A 16,226-nucleotide genomic window follows, 5' to 3' on the forward strand; every position below is an offset into this window, starting at 1 on the left:
GTCGCCAGCCGCCTGAACCGGCCGCGGGCTGCCAGGGTCCCGGGCGCAGCACGGCGTATCCGCCGCCGCCCGCGCCGGTCAGCGCATGACGCAGGGCCGCAGCGGAGGCCTCCGGAGGCACCGGGACCGGACAGGTCGACGAGCGCGCCGATGGCGTAGGAGTGGCCCCGTCGTTCCCTGTGAGACCGCATGGCGCGTTCAGACCGTGGCGACCATCCATCCGAAGGAGTTGTTCAGGAATCGGGGGATCTTCTGCCACCCGGTCTTGATGCTGCCCCACGTCCAGACGTCGATGTCGATCCAGTTGGTGCCGTCTGCCTGGACGAAGGGCCCGGTCATGAGCACGTAGTGGTCGGGTACGGCGAACGTCGGGAAAGGCGTTTCGGGCGGGCCTGGAGTGGTGGCCAGATCGTAGATCGCGTTGGCATTGACGAAGAGCAGGATGTCGACGTTGCTCGTGGGGATCAGGTTGAGCAGCGGGGGCAGGTCTGCCGGGCCGAGGAGTGTCGTGTTGTCGGACACGGACGAGTAGAGGTTGGTCGCGCTCAGCCATCCGGCCAGCGTGCCGGGGAGCGTGAGGCCGGCGACGGAGTCGCCCAGGGTGTAGGGCTGGCCGAGGTAGTCGAAGAAGATGTTCTCCGAGTCCCTCAGTGCGCTCAGCAGCATCCAGTCGGTGGATTCCGGCATGGCATTGGGGTGTTGTGCGTTCGTGTTCGCGCGCAGGGTGCTGTAGTCCTGCCCCGTCAGATCCGCGTCGGGTTCGACGACCAGGGATCCGATCGTCGACGCGCCGTGACGCAGCATCTGGCAGGTGAAGGCGGCTGCGGCCACCGGGTCCCGCGCGAGCCAGATACGCATGAAGACGGCGGGTGCGCAGGCGTTGAGGCCGCGTTGGTCCAGCAGGTTCGGGTTCTGCAGCAGCGCTGTCAACCGTTGGATCACGTCGTTGCGGCTGAGTCCCCAGGACACGGATTGGTCCGACTGTGTACGGAACGCTTCCACGTTGGCCAGGGCTGTTGGGACGTCGCTCATGGGTCTGCCTTCCGTCGGTGCCGAAGGGGTGGGCGGAGTGGGACGCGGTGGGCGGAGCACCAGCCAGCCGGGCAAGCGTCGTCCTCGTCGTCGTCGTCGAGGTAGATCGGCCGTGCGCGCGGCTCGGGGGCGGCTCGGGGCTCTCGGGCAGGGGGCGCGTGTGTCTGATGACCTGCGACGAGCCAGGTTGGCCAAGGCCTGGACGTCTCTGTTCTGGCACGACGACCACACCGCCAGGTCTCGACAGAGGGCCACGCCATGCGCGTGCCGCGCCCTCTTCCGGCGACGGGACGGGCGGCGGCGTCGAGACCGCCAGATGGTCCTCGGAGCGGGCCGGCAGATAGGCAGCCACATGGTCAGGATGGCCCCCGCACGGCCCCGGAGCAACGCGTGCTTATTCAACAACCCGCTGCGGACGACCGGTTGCACCCGCAGGTCAGCGGGTGTGTCCTGGAATTCGGGGAGTTGGAATCCCATGTACCACGCTTCACCGGGAAGGACCGTCACGATGAGCACACGCCGCCCGGCGGTGGCGCTCGCCGCGGTGCTGATCACCGCGGCGGCCACCGCCTCAGCCGTTTCCGCTCCCGCACAGGCCGCACCGGCGGCCGCGGAGACACCCGCGAGAGCACCGGCGACCTGCTTCGCCACCACATGTCACGGCCTCGATCCCATCGAGACCCACTGCCTCGACGACGCAGTGACGATCGACGACGTCGTCCTCGACGGCCGCATCGTCCGACTGCGGTACAGCGCACAGTGCAGGGCTGCCTGGGCACAGCTCTGGTACGGGAAGCCTGGTGACAGGGCCTACGTGCGGACCGTGGAGAACGGAGAGACGGTCGCCGTGAACAGCGTCACGGTCATGCCGTGGAGCGGGAACAGTGTGTACACACCGATGGTGAACGACAAGGACTTGAAGGCGACCGCGTGCACGGAATTCGACTATCTTCCGGGTGACTCTGGAACAAAGTGCACGATCTTCTATTGAGTTTCAGACCGGCTGCCGGCTGGACAGAAAGCGTCCGGGGACTCGGGGCGTGGCGCCCGGGAGGCCTCCTACGCTGCCCAGTGCCGAAGCTCGACTGCCGAATGGCGCTCTTGGTGGCATGGAGCCGTGTTGCGACCTGGTGTCTACGTGACATCCTGGATTGTGGAGACATGAGCAGATCGGCGCGTGCCGTCACCACCTTGGCGGGGTGCAGCACACGAACCCCGGCTCCGTGCTCCCCTTCCCATGGCGCGACACGGAGTCTGCGGGACGTCTCCGTTGCCGGAACGTCTTCCAGGATGTTCAGAGCTTCAGGGAAGCGACATGGCCGAGATCAGAATTGACAGCAGTGGTCTCACCTTCACCAAGTTCTCTGTCTCAGGACACAGCCCCGATCTCGTCGACGGCGCGACCGCGCCGGTCGTCTCCCTGGCCCCCGGGGTCTACGGCATCGAGCAGGTCCCCGGTCGGCCGGCCAGCTTCGAATTCCGCGTCACAGAATGGGGGGTTGGTCAAGTACGACCCCTGCCAACGACGCCTTCCTCGGAGGCCGCGGCACCAGCACGCTGATTCTCCGCGGTTTCCCCGTCACGCTCGACGGGCGGGCACTGTCCCACGACCTGCGGCTGTTCCTCAACGGCAACGACGCGGTGCATTCGCGCGCCACCGCGCATGAACTGGTCCTGATCCCTGCCGAGGACTACGGGAGTACCTTCGGGTCCATCTCCGCTGACCCCTCCTTGCCGGTCACATGGCAGGAAGGTACGCCGCTTCGGCACTACGGCCATGACCGTCGGTGGGCGTGAGGGAACTCCGGGTGAGGGCGACGGCGGGATCGCGGCGTCGGCGGGATCGCGGCTCGACGCGACGGGGAACCCCCGTTCTTCAACCCTAGGCCCCCGCCTTGGGGATGGCGACTTCTGGTGCGGACGGCCTGACACGGGCGGCCGCCCGTCGGTGGCGCAGCCGTCACGGCAGCTCGGAGTACCGGTGCGGCGAAGGTGCCCTGGCGTCCGAGCCGCCGCCCGGGTCGCCCCTGGGGTGGGGTGAACAGCTCTGGTCAGCTCACCAGGGCGCCGTTCCCTCGTCGTCGGTGAAGGTGCCGGTCGGTCCGTCGGCGCCGATGGTGGCCATCCGGACGGCGGCCACCGCGCCTTGGGCCGGCGTGCGGTGGCCTCGGTGGCCGTTCAGGTCGGTGGCGACGTAGCCGGGGCAGACGGCGTTGACCTTGATGTCCTCGGCCAGCAGGTCCCAGGCGTATTGCAGGGTGAGCGAAGTCAGCGCCGTCTTCGACGTGACGTACCCGGCGGAGACCGGCATCAGCGGCGGTCCGTCGGTGCCTTTCAGGTCTGCGTTGACGGTGAGCGAGCCCACCGAACTGGACACGTTGACGATCCGCGGCGAGGCCGATCGGCGCAGCAGCGGCAGCATCGCGTTGGTGACGGTGACGACCCCGAAGTAGTTGGTCTCGAAGACGGCGCGCAGGACGTCCATGTCCGCGGTGCTCGGGCGCTGATCGCCCAAGTCACTGCCCGGGGCGACGCTGATACCGGCGTTGTTGACCAGGGCGTCGAGCCTGCCGTAGCGGGCTTCGATCTCGGCGGCGGCTGCGGCGGCCGAGTCCGGGTCCGTCACGTCGAGCAGGACCGACGTGACATCAGCACCGCTTTCCCGCAGCTCGGTGGCGGCCTTCTGTCCGAGTTCGGCATGGCGGGCGCCGACGACGACGCTGTGGCCCAGGGCTCCGAGCTGGGCGGCGATCTGGCGGCCGATGCCCTTGTTCGCGCCGGTCACCAGAGTGATCATGGTTTCGTTCATGGGTCCAGGACACCACCGCACCGAACGCGCCGGCCAACACCCGTAGCGTCTCGACCGATACCCTGCGGGTATGGATGTGCCGGAGACGCGTGAGCTCGCCTACTTCGTCGCCGTCGCCGAGGAACTGCACTTCGGCCGCGCCGCACAGCGCCTGGGCATGGCACAGCCGCCGCTGTCCCGCGCCATCGCCCAGTTGGAGCGACGCATGGGCGTGCAGCTGCTGGAACGCACCAGCCGATCGGTGAACCTCACCGGCGCCGGCCAGGTCTTCCTGACCGAGAGCCGCAAGGCACTGGACGCGGTCACGGGGTCGGTCCGGCGCGCGCAACGGGCGGGACGGACCGATCCGAAGCTCACGCTGGCGATGAAGCCCAACGGGGATGCGGGACTGCTGGAGTCGGTCCTGCGGCACTACCGCCGCGATCCGGACGCCGTCGACATCGAGGTCATCGTCTGCGGCATCGGGGAGCAGGCTCCGATGCTGCGCGACGGCAGGGCCGATGTCGCGTTCCTGACCGCGCCCTACGACGACCTCGCGGGCTTCGACACCGAAACGCTGCTGACCCAGGACCAGATGGCCGTGCTCCCCCGGGCCCACCGTCTCGCCGGCCGCGCCGCCTTGACGCTCGCCGACCTGACCGGCGAACGGCTGCCCCGATGGCCTGGTGACGATGGGGACGATGGGGATACCACCGATGCCCGTCAGCCCGAGGTGCGTGACATCTCGCAGGTGATGCAGCTGGTCGCTCTGGGCCAGTTGGTCGCGATCGTGCCCGAGTCGGTGCGCCGGCACGCCTGGCCCGACGTGGAGTGCGTGCCGCTGCTCGACGCGCCGCCCACCTCGGTCGTCGTCGCCTGGCCGGAGCGGACGACATCACGGGCGGTGGCCGCGCTGATCCGCGCCAGCGCGGAGGCGGCGGAGGTGGCGGGAGCGGGCGCGGTGCGCGGAGGTGAGATCAGGCATCAGGACACGCTGACCTGAACTGGGCACGCTGCTCCTTTCCAGACGCGCACGGACGTCTCCAGCGGTCAGGCCACTTCGGTTGTTGACGTCGCGCCGACCGGCGGCGTCCCCTGCGTCATGCCGGAGTTCCGGCCCAGCGCCCTCCCCGTAGACGCTGGACGCTCTGGTCCGTTTTCACGAGGGCGCGGTGCGATGTTGAACACCGCCACGCCGGTGACGATGAGCGTGAGGGCAACGCCGACACCCGGGGTGATCGGCTCGCCGAAGAGGGGAATGGCCAGGAGGGCGGTCAGTACGGGGCTGATCGCGCCCGCTGTCGCGGCGAGGTTGCCGCCGAGTGCGCGCACGGCGTGGGCGTAACACAGGGTCGAGAGCAGTCCCGTCCCGATGCCCTGGAGGCCGGTGAAGAGCAGGACGTCGGAGATGCCGGCGGCGCCGGTCATCAGGTGCGAGGGCATGGCGCCAGAGACGGCGAGGAGGGCAGCCGTGATCGCGGCCGGTGTGCAGACGGCGAGCACGACGCCGACGAGACCGAGCCCCGTCCGGCGCAGGCCGATCGTGTAGACGGCCCAGGCGCATCCGGCGGCGAGGAGAACACCGATGCCCGCGGTCGTCGCGGTGGACGTCGTCTGCATCGCGGCCGCTGCGACACCCGTGGTGATCGCGGCCAGGGCGATCAGACGTCGGGAGGAGATCCGTTCCCGCCACCGGAGAGAGACGATCACCACGACGAACAGCGGGACCGTGCCGGGGACGAGGAGACCGATGAGCGCGGCAGAGGTCAGGTGTCCGCCTAGTGCGCAGAGAAGAAAGTGCGGCAGTCCCCCGATGCCGAGCATGAGCAGGACGCCTACCCGCTCGCCCCGGAGCGCACGGACGGTACGCGGAAGCCATGGCGCCAGGAAGACGACCGGTATCGCGAAGCGGAGAAACGCCACGTCGATCGAGGTGAGGCTGGACGAGCCGATCCCCCTCACCGTCAAGGCGAACGAGGACCACAACACCACCGCGGCCACGAGAGCGGCCGCTCCCGTCAGCCTCGCACGCATCCGATCGGCCATGGCCGGCTCCTTCCGTTCCTGCTGTACAGCGAGCAATCTTAGGAAGTGGCCATGCGCAGATGATTGGAATTCCTGCCGATTGAGCGGCCCTCTGTGGCAGAATCTGCTACATGGTGACCTTGGACGACATCGACCGGCACATCCTCCTCGAACTCCAGCGAGACGGCAGGCTCACCAACCAGGAGCTGGCGGATCGCGTCGGGCTCTCGCCGTCACCGTGCCTGCGGCGCGTGCGGCTCCTGCAGGAGAACGGCGTGATCAGTGGTTACGCGGCGATGCTCGACCAGGACGCGCTCGGGCTGTCGATCACCGCCTTCGTGCGGATGACGCTCCTCGCGCACACCCCGCAGGTCGTCGACGCCGTCGAAGAGAGGCTCCGCTCGATTCCCGAGGTGGTCGAGGCGTACCTGCTCGCCGGCGACGACGACTACCTCGTCAAGATCGTCATCGATTCCTTCGCCGCGTACGAGGACCTGGTACGGCGCGAGCTGCGGCCCCTGCCGTCGCTGTCCTCGATCAAGACGACATTCGCCTTCGCCGTCACCAAACCGCCGTCGCCCCTTCCCATCCCCTGACCGCCCTCCGCGATTCCCCCGCCGGTCGCGGGGACGAACCCAGGCCTTGAACCCCTGCCCGTTCTCGGGACACGCTTCGTGTCGGCCGTCTCCATGGCCGCGGGCGGTCTCGCCGCGCCGGGCAGCAGGAGACCGAACAGATGGGAGAGGTCCGCATGACCACGCGTACTCCGCAGGAACTCGCCGTCCCCGTACGAGGAGGCGACCTCGCCGTGACCCGCTGGCCGGGCGAAGGGCCTGCGGTCATCGCCCTGCACGGCATCACGGGCAACAGCCTGAGCTTCGTCGCCGTCGCCGAGCAGCTCGGCGACATCGATCTGTACGCCCCGGACCTGCGCGGCCGCGCCCACAGCGCCGCTCTGCCGGCTCCCTACGGCATGCCCGCCCACGTCGAGGACGTCCTCGCCGTCCTCGATCACCTGGGCCTGCGTCAGGCGCTGCTCCTCGGCCACTCCCTGGGGGCCTTCACCACCGCGGTGACCGCCGCGCGGCACCCGGACCGCGTCCCGCGCGTGGTCCTCGTCGACGGTGGCCTCGGATTCCCGATTCCGGGCGGCGCGGACATCGACGCGGTGATCGAGTCGGTCATCGGCCCGGCGATGCGCCGGCTCAAGACCACCTACCCGGACAGCGACGCCTACCGCGCGCTCTTCCGTGAGCACCCGGCCTTCGCCGCCCACTGGGGCCCGCACGTCCAGGCGTACGTGGACCGCGACCTGGCCGGCGAGCCCCCCGCGATACGCAGTAGCTGCGTCCTGGACGCGATCCGGGCCGACGGCGCGGGGCCCATCGGCGACGCCGAGACGCTGGCCGCCATCCACCGGCCGGAGGTGCGCGGCACCATGCTGTGGGCGGAGCGAGGGGTGATGAACGAGCCTCAGGGGCTCTACGACGAGGGGCGACTGGCCGCGGGCGCCCTCTCGCCGGACCGGATCGTCACCCGCCGGGTCGACGACACCAACCACTACACGATCCTGTTCGCGGAGCACGCGACGGCGGCCATCGCGGAGGCGGTGCGCGCGGAGCTCAAGCAGATGTAGCTCCGGACCCGACGTGACGACCGGGCCGAGCGTGCGTCTGATTCCGTGGAACGGCGCACGTCCGGCCCGGTGCGCGGCCGACGTCACCACGACGGTCAGCCTGCAGACGGGTTGTTCCGAAGGTCTGATCCTGTGGCAGATGGTGATGGTGTGGACACGCACCGCTCACGGGCATCACACTCGCCTCAGCCCCTCGGCGGGGAATCGGAACGCAGGACGGAGACGCGATGCTTCGGCGCACGGTTCAACTCACCCTGTCGGTTGTCATGGTCATGGTGGCAACGTTGGGCGGGATACTGTCCACGGCCGGATCCGCCCAGGCCGACGAGTGCTACAGCTGGGGCCGCACCCTGTCCGAGGGCATGTCGGGCTCCGACGTGACGCAGCTGCAGATCCGCGTGGCCGGGCATGCGGCGTACGGCGAGGTCATCGCCGTGGACGGCGCCTTCGGCCCGGCCACGAAGGCCGCGGTGACCAGATTCCAGCAGGCGTACGGACTGACCGCGGACGGTATCGCGGGTCCCCAGACGTTCAGCAGGATCTGCGCCCTGCAGGACCCGGACTGCACCCCCGTCCACTTCACCTACGCCGAACTGAACAAGTGCAACTCCGACTGGTCCGGTGGAGCGGTCAGCGCCGCGACGGCCAAGGCCAACGCCCTGCGGACGATGTGGAAGCTGGAGGCCATGCGACACGCCCTGGGTGACGTGCCGCTGACCGTGACCAGCGGATTCCGCTCGTACGCCTGCAACAGCGCGGTGGGCGGCGCCTCGAACAGCCGGCACCTGTACGGTGACGCCGCCGACCTGACCGGCAGCCCGTCGCTGTGCACGCTGGCCCAGCGGGCCCGCTACCACGGCTTCGGCGGAATCTTCGGCCCCGGCTACCCCGACCACAACGACCACACCCACGTGGACGGCCGCACCAGCCGCTCCTGGTCCGCGCCCAACTGCGGCGTCTGACGCGTACGTACGTAGCGAACAGCGGGCATACCTGCCCCGTCACCCTTCACCCTCCCCCTTCCTCCCTCCCCGCTTCGAGTAGGAGTGCTCCGATGTCCTCCCGCATCCCCTGGCGCGTCCGTGCCGGAACGGCCGCGCTGGCGGTGCTCGCCGGTTTCGGCGCGTTCGCCGCACCCGGATCCGCCTCGGCCGCCTCCCCGCCGGGGGCCGGCCGACAGACCGTCAGCTACCACGGCTACCGCATCGAGGTCCCCGCCGACTGGCAGGTCGTCGATCTGGCCGAAAACCCGCAGGCCTGTATCCGCTTCGACCGACCCGCCGTGTACCTGGGCGAGCCCGCCGAGCAGAGCGACTGCCCCGCACACCTCGTGGGCCGTACGGCAGGCCTGGTCGTCGAGCCCCTCACCGCCCGCTCCGCCGGACAGGCGACGGCGGCGACCGCGAGGACCTCACGCGGCAAGGCCACCGCCCCGACCGCCGTGTCGAGCAACGACACCATCCAGATCGCGGTCGAGGACGCCGGTGTGCTCGTCACCGCGGCCCACACCCCGGCGACCGAGCAACTGGTGCGGGACGTTCTGGCCTCGGCCGAGCTCACCCCGGATGCCAGGCGAACCGACCTGCCCCGCGCGGCCCAGCGGCCCGACGCCACTGCCCTGACCGCGGCCGGGCCGCAACCCGGCAGCTACCTGGGCAAGGGCTTCGACACCTGCGCCGCGCCCTCCCAGGCCGCCATGAACGCCTGGCGGGCCGGCTCACCGTACAGCGCGGTCGGCGTCTACATCAGCGGCTCCTTCCGCGGCTGTGCGCAGCCGAATCTGACCGCGAGCTGGGTGACGAGTCAGACCGGCAACGGATGGCGACTGATCCCCATCGACGTCGGCCGCCAGGCCCCGTGCACGAGCTTCTCCCTGAAGATGTCCACCGACCCCGCCACGGCCAAGTCCCAGGGCGTCACCGCGGCGGCCGCCGCCCTCACCGCCGCGGCGAACCTCGGCATCCCCGCGGGCAGCGCCGTCTACAGCGACATCGAGGGATACGCCTCCACGGCCTCCTGCAAGGCGGCCGTGCTGTCGTACCTGTCCGGCTGGACCGAGCGGCTGCACAGCGGCGGCTACCTGTCGGGCTTCTACTCCAGCGCGTCCTCCGGCATCAGGGACGCCGCGAGCGAGTACGGCAACAGCGCCTACACGCGGGTCGACGACATCTTCTACGGCTGGTGGAACGGCGCCGCCGACACCCTCACCGGTTCCTACGTCCCGTCCACCTCCTGGGCCGGCCACCAGCGCATCCACCAGTACGCGGGCGAGGTCACCGAGTCCTACGGCGGCTACTCGATCAACATCGACCGCGACTACCTGGACGTGGGGACGGGCACGGCGCCCGCGCCCAACTGCACGGGAGCGAGCCTCGACTTCACCGCGTACCCCACCGTCCGGAGCGGCTCGACCGGCGACCAGGTCAAGGCGGCCCAGTGCCTGCTCAAGGCCGCCGGATACGACCCGGGCACCCCGGACGGGACGTTCGGCACCGCCACGACGACCGCCGTCAAGAACTTCCAGACCGGCACAGGGCTCATCGCGGACGGAGCGATCGGGCCGAAGACGTGGACGGCCCTGCTGTCCCGCGGATCCACCCCCACCGTCCAGAGCGGCTCGACGGGAGAAGCCGTCACCCGACTCCAGCGTTCCCTGACCGCCGCGCTGGGCCGGACGGTGGCCATCGACGCCGCGTTCGGCCCGGTCACCGACCAGGCCGTGCGCGACTACCAGTCCTCACACGCCCTGACAGTCGACGGCATCGTCGGCTCGGGCACCTGGGGCAGCCTCCAGGCGGGAGGGTGAAAGCGTGTCCGCCCCCTCAGGCACCGTGACAGCCACGACGCGCTGACCGGTGCGCGGCCAGCCGGCCTCACCGTGGAGGGAGGGAGAGGACCTGTGTGCCGCAGGACAGGTACAGGCGGTCGTTCGCCTGGACGAGGGCGGTGCGGCCGGTGGTGACGTTCAGCGGTGCGTGGCCGTCGTCGGGGATCCCACTGCGGAAGGTCCAGGGCGGGCGGTGCTTCTTCAGGTCGACGGCGAGGAGCGGCTGGGGGACCTCGCCGGTGTCGTGGAAGAGGGTTCCGTCGTGCAGGACCGGCGGCGGTGAGGTCTTGGCCCCGGCACCGATGTGGTACGTCCACAGCTCCCGGCCGTCGGACGCGCGCACCGCCACGATGTCGTAGAAGCCGTTGATCCCCCGGGTGGTGGAGGCGAGGCTCGCCACGTACACCACTCCGTCATGGACGGCGGGGATCCCGTAGTAGGAGCGGCCGCCGTTCGCCTTCGCCCGTTCCGCGCCGAAGCGCCACCGCACCCTCCCGGTGGCCGTGTCCACGGCGGTCAGCCTGGTTCCCCCCACGTACAGCCGGCCGGTCGCCAGCGACCTGGGGTGGACCTTGCCGAGGCTGTCGGGCGAGGTGGCGAGCTCCGCCCGCCAGCTTTGTCCGCCGTCGCGGACATGGAGCGCGGCGCCCTCCCAGGCCGTCGTGTAGACCAGGGTGTCCCCGTCGAGGACAGCCGTCAGCGCCGGGGCCTTGGTGCTGGGCCGGACCCGCCATCGCCGTTGGCCCGTGGCGGCGTCGTATGCGAGCAACACCCGCCCCTCGCGGGCGTCGAGGCTCAGAACGACGAGGTCGGGTGTCGCGAGCAGGAGGGAGTTCTCGCCCACGGTCATCCGGGCGAGTTCGCCCGGGCACGGCCGGAGCCTTCCGGTCGCGGCGTCGAGCAGGAGCAGGCGCTGTGCGCCCCAGCCCACGGCGTCGGGCACGATGACGACGCTCCCCGCACCGGCCTCCGGAAAGGCCAGTGCCCGCGGCTGCCGCCAGCGGACCTTGCCGGTGCCCGCGTCGAGGCCGATCACCGACCGCTGGCCTTCCACGTCGCCCACGGAGACGATCAGTACGCCGTCCCGGGCGGCGATCAGTGTGGCCTCCTCCTTGCCCGGTATCTCCACAAGGGTTCGGGGGCGGAGCCCGGAGCCCGCGACGGCGGGGCCGCACGAGGCCGGCCCGAGGGTCCCGTGCCGCGGGTCGCGGCCCATACGGCGCCGCCCGCGCCCACCGTCAGCAGCCCGCCTCCGACGGCCGTGAGCAGCCGTCGCCGCGACGGGCCGACGGGCGTGTCGGTGTCGGAGGGCGGCCCCGGAAGACGCTGCGGCCGCAGCTCCCACACCGCCGCGGCACGCCGCCCGATGTCGGCGAGGAGCGGGTCGGGCAGCAGGGCCGCGAAGGCCCCGTCCGGGCCGCCCCATGCGTGTGACAGTGCGACGGGCCGAGGCCGTGCGGCGGGGTCCTTGGCGAGGCAGCGTTCCAGTAAGAGGACGAGCGTGGCGGGCACGTGGGACAGGTCCGGGTCTTCGTGGCGGACGCGACGGAGGACGTCGGCCGCCTGACCGCCGGGGAAGGGACCGTGCCCGGTGGCCGCGAACGCCAGGACGCCGCCCAGGGCGAAGACGTCGCCCGGCGGTTCGTGGTCGTGGCCCATGGCCTGCTCGGGGGACATGTAGGCGGGGGTGCCGACGGCCTGCCCGGTGCGGGTGAGGCGGTGGGCGCCGAGTGCGCGGGCGATGCCGAAGTCGATGATGCGCGGGCCCGCAGCGTCGATCAGGATGTTCGACGGTTTGAGGTCGCGGTGCACGAGGCCCGCGTGATGGATCCCGGCCAGCGCGTCGGCGAGACGGGCGCCGAGGGCGCGCACGGCGGGCTCGGGCAGCGGGCCGTGGCGCTCCACGGCTTCGGCGAGCGAGGGCCCGAGCACGTACTCGGTGGCCAGCCAGGGTGTGGCGGCCTGCGTGTCGGCATCCACCACGGTCGCGCCGTGCACGGTTCCGATGGTCCGCGCGGCCTCCGCCTCAAGACGGAACCGGATCCTGAACTCGGGCTCGCGGGCGAGGTGTTCGTGCACCGCTTTGAGGGCGACCATCCGCCCTCCGGCGGAGCGGGCGAGATACACGGTGCCCATGCCCCCGCCGCCGAGCCGGCCGAGCAGGGTGAAGGGTGCCCGGGGCGCCGTCCCAGAGCGGCACACCGGTGTCGTCCCCGTTCCGGCCGTACGCCCACCAGCCGCCGCCCGTGCCGAGCGCGAGGACGGCGCCCGCCGCGCCGAGCACCCGGCGGCGCGGCATCCCGGTCAACTCCCGGGCCCTGTGCTCCCGTTCACCGACCGCGGCGGCCACGTACGGGGGCAGCCACTTTTCGGCCGCCTTGCGGCGCCGGACCGGCGGCGACCAGAGTGCCGCGAGCTCCGCGGCCGTGGGGCGCGCCTGAGGGGACCTGTCCAGGCAGCGGCGCAGGGCGGGTGCGAGCGGGGGTGGGACGCGGGAGAGGTCGGGGTCCTCGTGCGCGATGGCGTAGTCGACGGCCACGAAGCCCTCGCCGCCGAACGCGGGATGTCCGGTGCTCGCGTACACCAGGAGAGCGCCCAGGGTGAACACGTCGCTGGGCGGGCCGAGTTCCCGTCCCAGGACCTGCTCGGGCGACATGTAGCCCGGCGAGCCGGGGCGCTGCCCGGTGACCGTCACGGTCGTCGCCATGGGCAGGCGTGCGATGCCGAAGTCGACCAGGCGCGGGCCGTCGCCGGCCAGCAGTACGTTGGACGGTTTCAGGTCGCGGTGCACCACCTGGGCGGCGTGCAGCGCGGCGAGGGTCGAGGCGAGCATCCCGCCCAGGGCCCGCACGGTGGGCTCGGGCAGCGGGCCGTGGTCGTCGACACAGCGCTCCAGTGTCGGCCCGCCGACGAACTCGGTCGCGAGCCAGGGCACCGGGCCGTCCAGGCCTGTGCCGAGCAGCCGCGGCAGATACGGGTGCCGGGTCGCGTCGGCGGCCTGCCGCTCCCGGCGGAACCGGGCCAGGAAGTGGGCCTCGTCGAGGAGTTCGGGCCTGAGCGTCTTCACCGCGGCGACCCGGCGCCCGCTGCGGCCCAGATACACGACGCCCATGCCGCCCTCGCCGAGGACGCCGAGCAGCCGCCACGGCCCGAGTGTGCTCGGATCGCCCGGCCGCAGTTCCCCCGTCAGTCGCTTCACATCCGCCGATCGTACGGCGCGCCGAGGGAGTCGGGGATCAAGAACCGGACTTCCTCGGCGGCTGCTCGGACCGCTTCGAGCGGGGCCGGCGACTCGACGGCGCCGCCGTGTGCGCCCTCGGCGGCAAACGAGGTCAGGCCAGTACGCGGAGAGACGCGGGCCGCGCCCTGAGGGTGACCGGCAGGGTCGCGTCGACCTCGCCGTCCGCGCCGTACGGGAGGGGCCGGTCGGCTTCGATGCGGACCTCCTTGCCGCGCAGGATCTCGATCTGAGGGCGCTTCACGTGCGCGCCCGTCTTCAGTTCGTTCATCATGGCGAAGAAGAGACGTTTGGGCGCCTCCTTGATCACCACGACGTCGAGGACGCCGTCGTCGACCCGCGCGCCCGGTGCGATGTTCCTCCCGAATCCGTAGAAGCCGGAGTTGGCCACGACCACGGTGTAGCCGGTGCGCTCGTGCCGGATCCCGTCGATCGTGATGCGGTACGCGGCGGGCTTCCAGGACAGGACCGCCCGGAGGCCGCCGGCGTAGTAGGAGGCCGCGCCGCGCAGCAGCCGGGAGGCGTTGGCGTGGCGGTTGGCCACCGCGTCGACACCCGCGTACACGCTGCCGAGGACGCAGGTCCCGGTGTGCCTGGCGGACTCCACCTCGATGGTGTCGACGGCCCGCGGTTCGGCGTGGAGCAGCACCTCGGCCAGGCCCGGGGCGTCGGTGGGAAGCCCCAGGGCGCGCGCGAAGTCGTTGCCGCGGCCCGCGGGGACCAGGCCGAAGACCGTGTCCGTGCCGCTGAGCGCGCCGCCGACGGTGCCGGCCATGCCGTCACCGCCGACGGCCAGCACGACGTGCCCCTTCGCTCCGGCGTCCCGGGCGAGTTCCTGTGCGTGTTCCAGGCTACGGCTGTAGACGGTGTCGAGCCGCGCGCCCGCCTCCCGGAGCAGCCGGGCCAGCGGGATCAGGCTCGCCGTGCCGCTGGATCCCCCTGCGGTGGGGTTGACGACGGCGGTGAACTGTCGCATGGATCTGGCCTCCGGGCGGCAGAAGAAGGGGTTCGGGAAGGAGGGGTTCGGGGACGCGGTGCTCAGCGGACGGGGATCAGGACCCCGGGGCTCAGCACGCCGTTCGGGTCGACCTCGGACTTGACCGCCTGGAGCATGCGGACACCGAGGGGGCCGATCTCGCGGGCGTACCAGTCGCGGTGGTCGGTGCCGACGCCGTGGTGGTGGCTGATGGTGCCGCCCGCCGCCAGGATCGCGTCGTTCGCCGCCCGCTTCACCGGTGCCCAGTGCGCGACGGCGTCCTCGCCCTGCGCGGAGACGACGGTGAAGTACAGCGAGGCGCCGTTCTCGTACGTGTGCGAGATGTGGCACATGACGAGCGGCGGGGTCCCGGCCTCGGTGAGGGTGCTGGTCAGCGCGTCCCGTACGGCGGTGTACAGGCCGGGGATCGCGGACCAGAACGCGGCCGTCTCCAGCGTCTCGGCGAACGCGCCGGCGTCGAGGAGCGCGTCGCGCAGGTAGGGGGCGTTGTACCGGCCGTGCTCCCACTTGTCGCCGGCCTCTTCGCCGATGAACTCGCCGTCGCAGGCGAGGAGGACCTCGCGCGCGGCGGCGCGGCGGGCGGCCGTGTCGGCTTCGGTTCCCTCGAAGCCGACGATGGCCATGCAGCCGGGGTTCTGCGGGAGTTCGGTGGTGCCGATGGCGTCCGGCTGCGCGAGGCCGATGAAGGTCTCCGACTCGTCGGAGAGGCGCAGCACGGTGGGCCGGGGGCCGTCCTGGGCGAGTCGGCGCAGGGCGGCCGTGCCCGCCTCGAAGGAGGCGAAGCGCCAGCCCTCGTAGATCCGCCGCTGCGGCAGGGGGCGGATGCGTACGGTCACCGCCGTGATGACGCCGAGGGCGCCTTCGGAGCCGAGGATCAGCTGGCGCAGGTCGGGACCGGCCGCCGAGCGCGGGGCCCGGCCGGTCTCCAGGGTGCCTTCGGGGGTGGCGACGGTCAGGCCGAGGACCATCTCGTCGAAGCGGCCGTAGCCGGCCGAGGCCTGGCCGCTGGAGCGGGCCGCGGCGAATCCGCCGACGGACGCCCATTCGAAGGACTGCGGGAAGTGGCCGAGCGTCCAGCCCCGCTCGTTGAGCAGGGCCTCGCACTGCGGGCCGCGCAGACCGGGCTGCAGGGTCGCGGTGCGGGACACCTCGTCGACGGCCAGGAGCTGGTCGAGGCGGCGGAGGTCCAGGGCGACGAAGGGCCGCTTCGTGGTGGGCGCGAGGCCGCCGACGACGGAGGTGCCGCCGCCGAACGGGACGGCGGACAGGCCGTGGTCCGCGCAGGCCCGCAGGACGGCGAGGACCTCGTCGTGGCCGCCGGGAAGGACGACGGCGGCGGGGATGTCGTCGACCTCGCCGGCGCGGATGCGCAGGAGGTCGGGGGTCGACTTGCCCCGGGTGTGCCGGACGCGGCTCTCGGCGTCGTCCCGTACTCCGTCCGGTGCGGGGACGGCGGCGCGCAGGGCGGCGCTCGCCTCGTCGGTCAGTGCCGGGGCGGGCACCTCGATGTCGGCGAGGCCGGACGGGCCGCTCTCGCGCGGTGTGACGCCGAGCAGGTCCCGCAGGAGGCCGGTCACCGATTCGGGCAGGGGCGCCGCCTTGGCCGGGTCGCCCCAGCCGCTCCACAACATGTCCACTTCGAGAGGTTCCTCACGGTCTGTTTCACGGACGGCGCTGCCGCTC

General features: G+C 71.6%; 15 protein-coding genes. 7 read left to right on the top strand and 8 right to left on the bottom strand.

The window, feature by feature from the left end:
- Positions 1 to 198 precede the first annotated feature (198 nt).
- The gene (locus ACZ7HT_RS32510) at positions 199 to 1,032 is read right to left on the bottom strand and encodes a hypothetical protein (RefSeq protein WP_471172520.1); all 834 of its coding nucleotides are present in this window, start codon (positions 1,030 to 1,032) and stop codon (positions 199 to 201) included.
- Positions 1,033 to 1,540: 508 nt separating this feature from the next.
- Here ACZ7HT_RS32510 and ACZ7HT_RS32515 point away from each other — a divergent pair.
- Together ACZ7HT_RS32515 and ACZ7HT_RS32520 are read left to right on the top strand one after the other, a co-directional pair.
- Positions 1,541 to 2,023, top strand: coding sequence for a YjfA family protein (locus ACZ7HT_RS32515; protein ID WP_471172523.1), 483 nt, complete (start codon positions 1,541 to 1,543; stop codon positions 2,021 to 2,023).
- Between the two features lie 324 nt (positions 2,024 to 2,347).
- Positions 2,348 to 2,593 (top strand): hypothetical protein, encoded by a 246-nt coding sequence (locus tag ACZ7HT_RS32520; protein WP_471172525.1) that lies wholly within the window; start codon positions 2,348 to 2,350, stop codon positions 2,591 to 2,593.
- A 495-nt stretch (positions 2,594 to 3,088) separates the two neighbouring features.
- On the opposite strand, the gene ACZ7HT_RS32525 is transcribed toward ACZ7HT_RS32520, so the two are convergent.
- Positions 3,089 to 3,841: an SDR family oxidoreductase gene (locus tag ACZ7HT_RS32525; RefSeq protein WP_471172527.1), complete on the bottom strand. Its 753-nt coding sequence runs from the start codon at positions 3,839 to 3,841 to the stop codon at positions 3,089 to 3,091.
- A gap of 70 nt (positions 3,842 to 3,911) precedes the next feature.
- Between ACZ7HT_RS32525 and ACZ7HT_RS32530 the strand changes: the two genes are divergently transcribed.
- Positions 3,912 to 4,823: a LysR family transcriptional regulator gene (locus ACZ7HT_RS32530; protein WP_471172529.1), complete on the top strand. Its 912-nt coding sequence runs from the start codon at positions 3,912 to 3,914 to the stop codon at positions 4,821 to 4,823.
- 47 nt (positions 4,824 to 4,870) lie between these two features.
- On the opposite strand, the gene ACZ7HT_RS32535 is transcribed toward ACZ7HT_RS32530, so the two are convergent.
- Positions 4,871 to 5,866 carry a DMT family transporter gene (locus ACZ7HT_RS32535; RefSeq protein ID WP_471172531.1) on the bottom strand — a complete coding sequence of 332 codons (996 nt, stop codon included), beginning with the start codon at positions 5,864 to 5,866 and terminating at the stop codon, positions 4,871 to 4,873.
- A 110-nt stretch (positions 5,867 to 5,976) separates the two neighbouring features.
- On the opposite strand from ACZ7HT_RS32535, the gene ACZ7HT_RS32540 reads away from it, so the two are divergent.
- From ACZ7HT_RS32540 to ACZ7HT_RS32555, 4 genes are all read left to right on the top strand, one after another.
- A complete protein-coding gene (locus tag ACZ7HT_RS32540; protein WP_471172533.1) occupies positions 5,977 to 6,441 on the top strand; it encodes an Lrp/AsnC family transcriptional regulator in 465 nt (154 codons plus the stop codon).
- A 155-nt stretch (positions 6,442 to 6,596) separates the two neighbouring features.
- The gene (locus ACZ7HT_RS32545) at positions 6,597 to 7,481 is read left to right on the top strand and encodes an alpha/beta fold hydrolase (protein WP_471172535.1); all 885 of its coding nucleotides are present in this window, start codon (positions 6,597 to 6,599) and stop codon (positions 7,479 to 7,481) included.
- A 227-nt stretch (positions 7,482 to 7,708) separates the two neighbouring features.
- Positions 7,709 to 8,443, top strand: coding sequence for a D-Ala-D-Ala carboxypeptidase family metallohydrolase (locus ACZ7HT_RS32550; protein ID WP_471172536.1), 735 nt, complete (start codon positions 7,709 to 7,711; stop codon positions 8,441 to 8,443).
- A gap of 92 nt (positions 8,444 to 8,535) precedes the next feature.
- Positions 8,536 to 10,287: a glycoside hydrolase domain-containing protein gene (locus ACZ7HT_RS32555; RefSeq protein WP_471172538.1), complete on the top strand. Its 1,752-nt coding sequence runs from the start codon at positions 8,536 to 8,538 to the stop codon at positions 10,285 to 10,287.
- A gap of 67 nt (positions 10,288 to 10,354) precedes the next feature.
- Here the strand turns inward: ACZ7HT_RS32555 and ACZ7HT_RS32560 are convergent, their stop codons facing one another.
- From ACZ7HT_RS32560 to ACZ7HT_RS32580, 5 genes are all read right to left on the bottom strand, one after another.
- On the bottom strand, positions 10,355 to 11,437 hold the full coding sequence (locus tag ACZ7HT_RS32560) for an outer membrane protein assembly factor BamB family protein (protein WP_471172541.1): 1,083 nt from the start codon (positions 11,435 to 11,437) through the stop codon (positions 10,355 to 10,357).
- Complete coding sequence (locus ACZ7HT_RS32565) at positions 11,404 to 12,444, bottom strand: serine/threonine-protein kinase (RefSeq protein ID WP_471172543.1); 1,041 nt, start codon at positions 12,442 to 12,444, stop codon at positions 11,404 to 11,406. Before ACZ7HT_RS32565 ends, ACZ7HT_RS32560 begins: the two co-directional genes overlap by 34 nt.
- Positions 12,335 to 13,507 (bottom strand): serine/threonine-protein kinase, encoded by a 1,173-nt coding sequence (locus ACZ7HT_RS32570; protein ID WP_471172545.1) that lies wholly within the window; start codon positions 13,505 to 13,507, stop codon positions 12,335 to 12,337. Before ACZ7HT_RS32570 ends, ACZ7HT_RS32565 begins: the two co-directional genes overlap by 110 nt.
- A gap of 133 nt (positions 13,508 to 13,640) precedes the next feature.
- Entirely contained in the window at positions 13,641 to 14,522 is an 882-nt protein-coding gene (locus ACZ7HT_RS32575; RefSeq protein WP_471172546.1) for a diacylglycerol/lipid kinase family protein, read from the bottom strand.
- Between the two features lie 62 nt (positions 14,523 to 14,584).
- Entirely contained in the window at positions 14,585 to 16,180 is a 1,596-nt protein-coding gene (locus tag ACZ7HT_RS32580; RefSeq protein WP_471172548.1) for an FAD-binding oxidoreductase, read from the bottom strand.
- Between the last annotated feature and the right edge of the window lie 46 nt (positions 16,181 to 16,226).

It is taken from the genome of Streptomyces sp. NPDC037410, assembly GCF_055602235.1.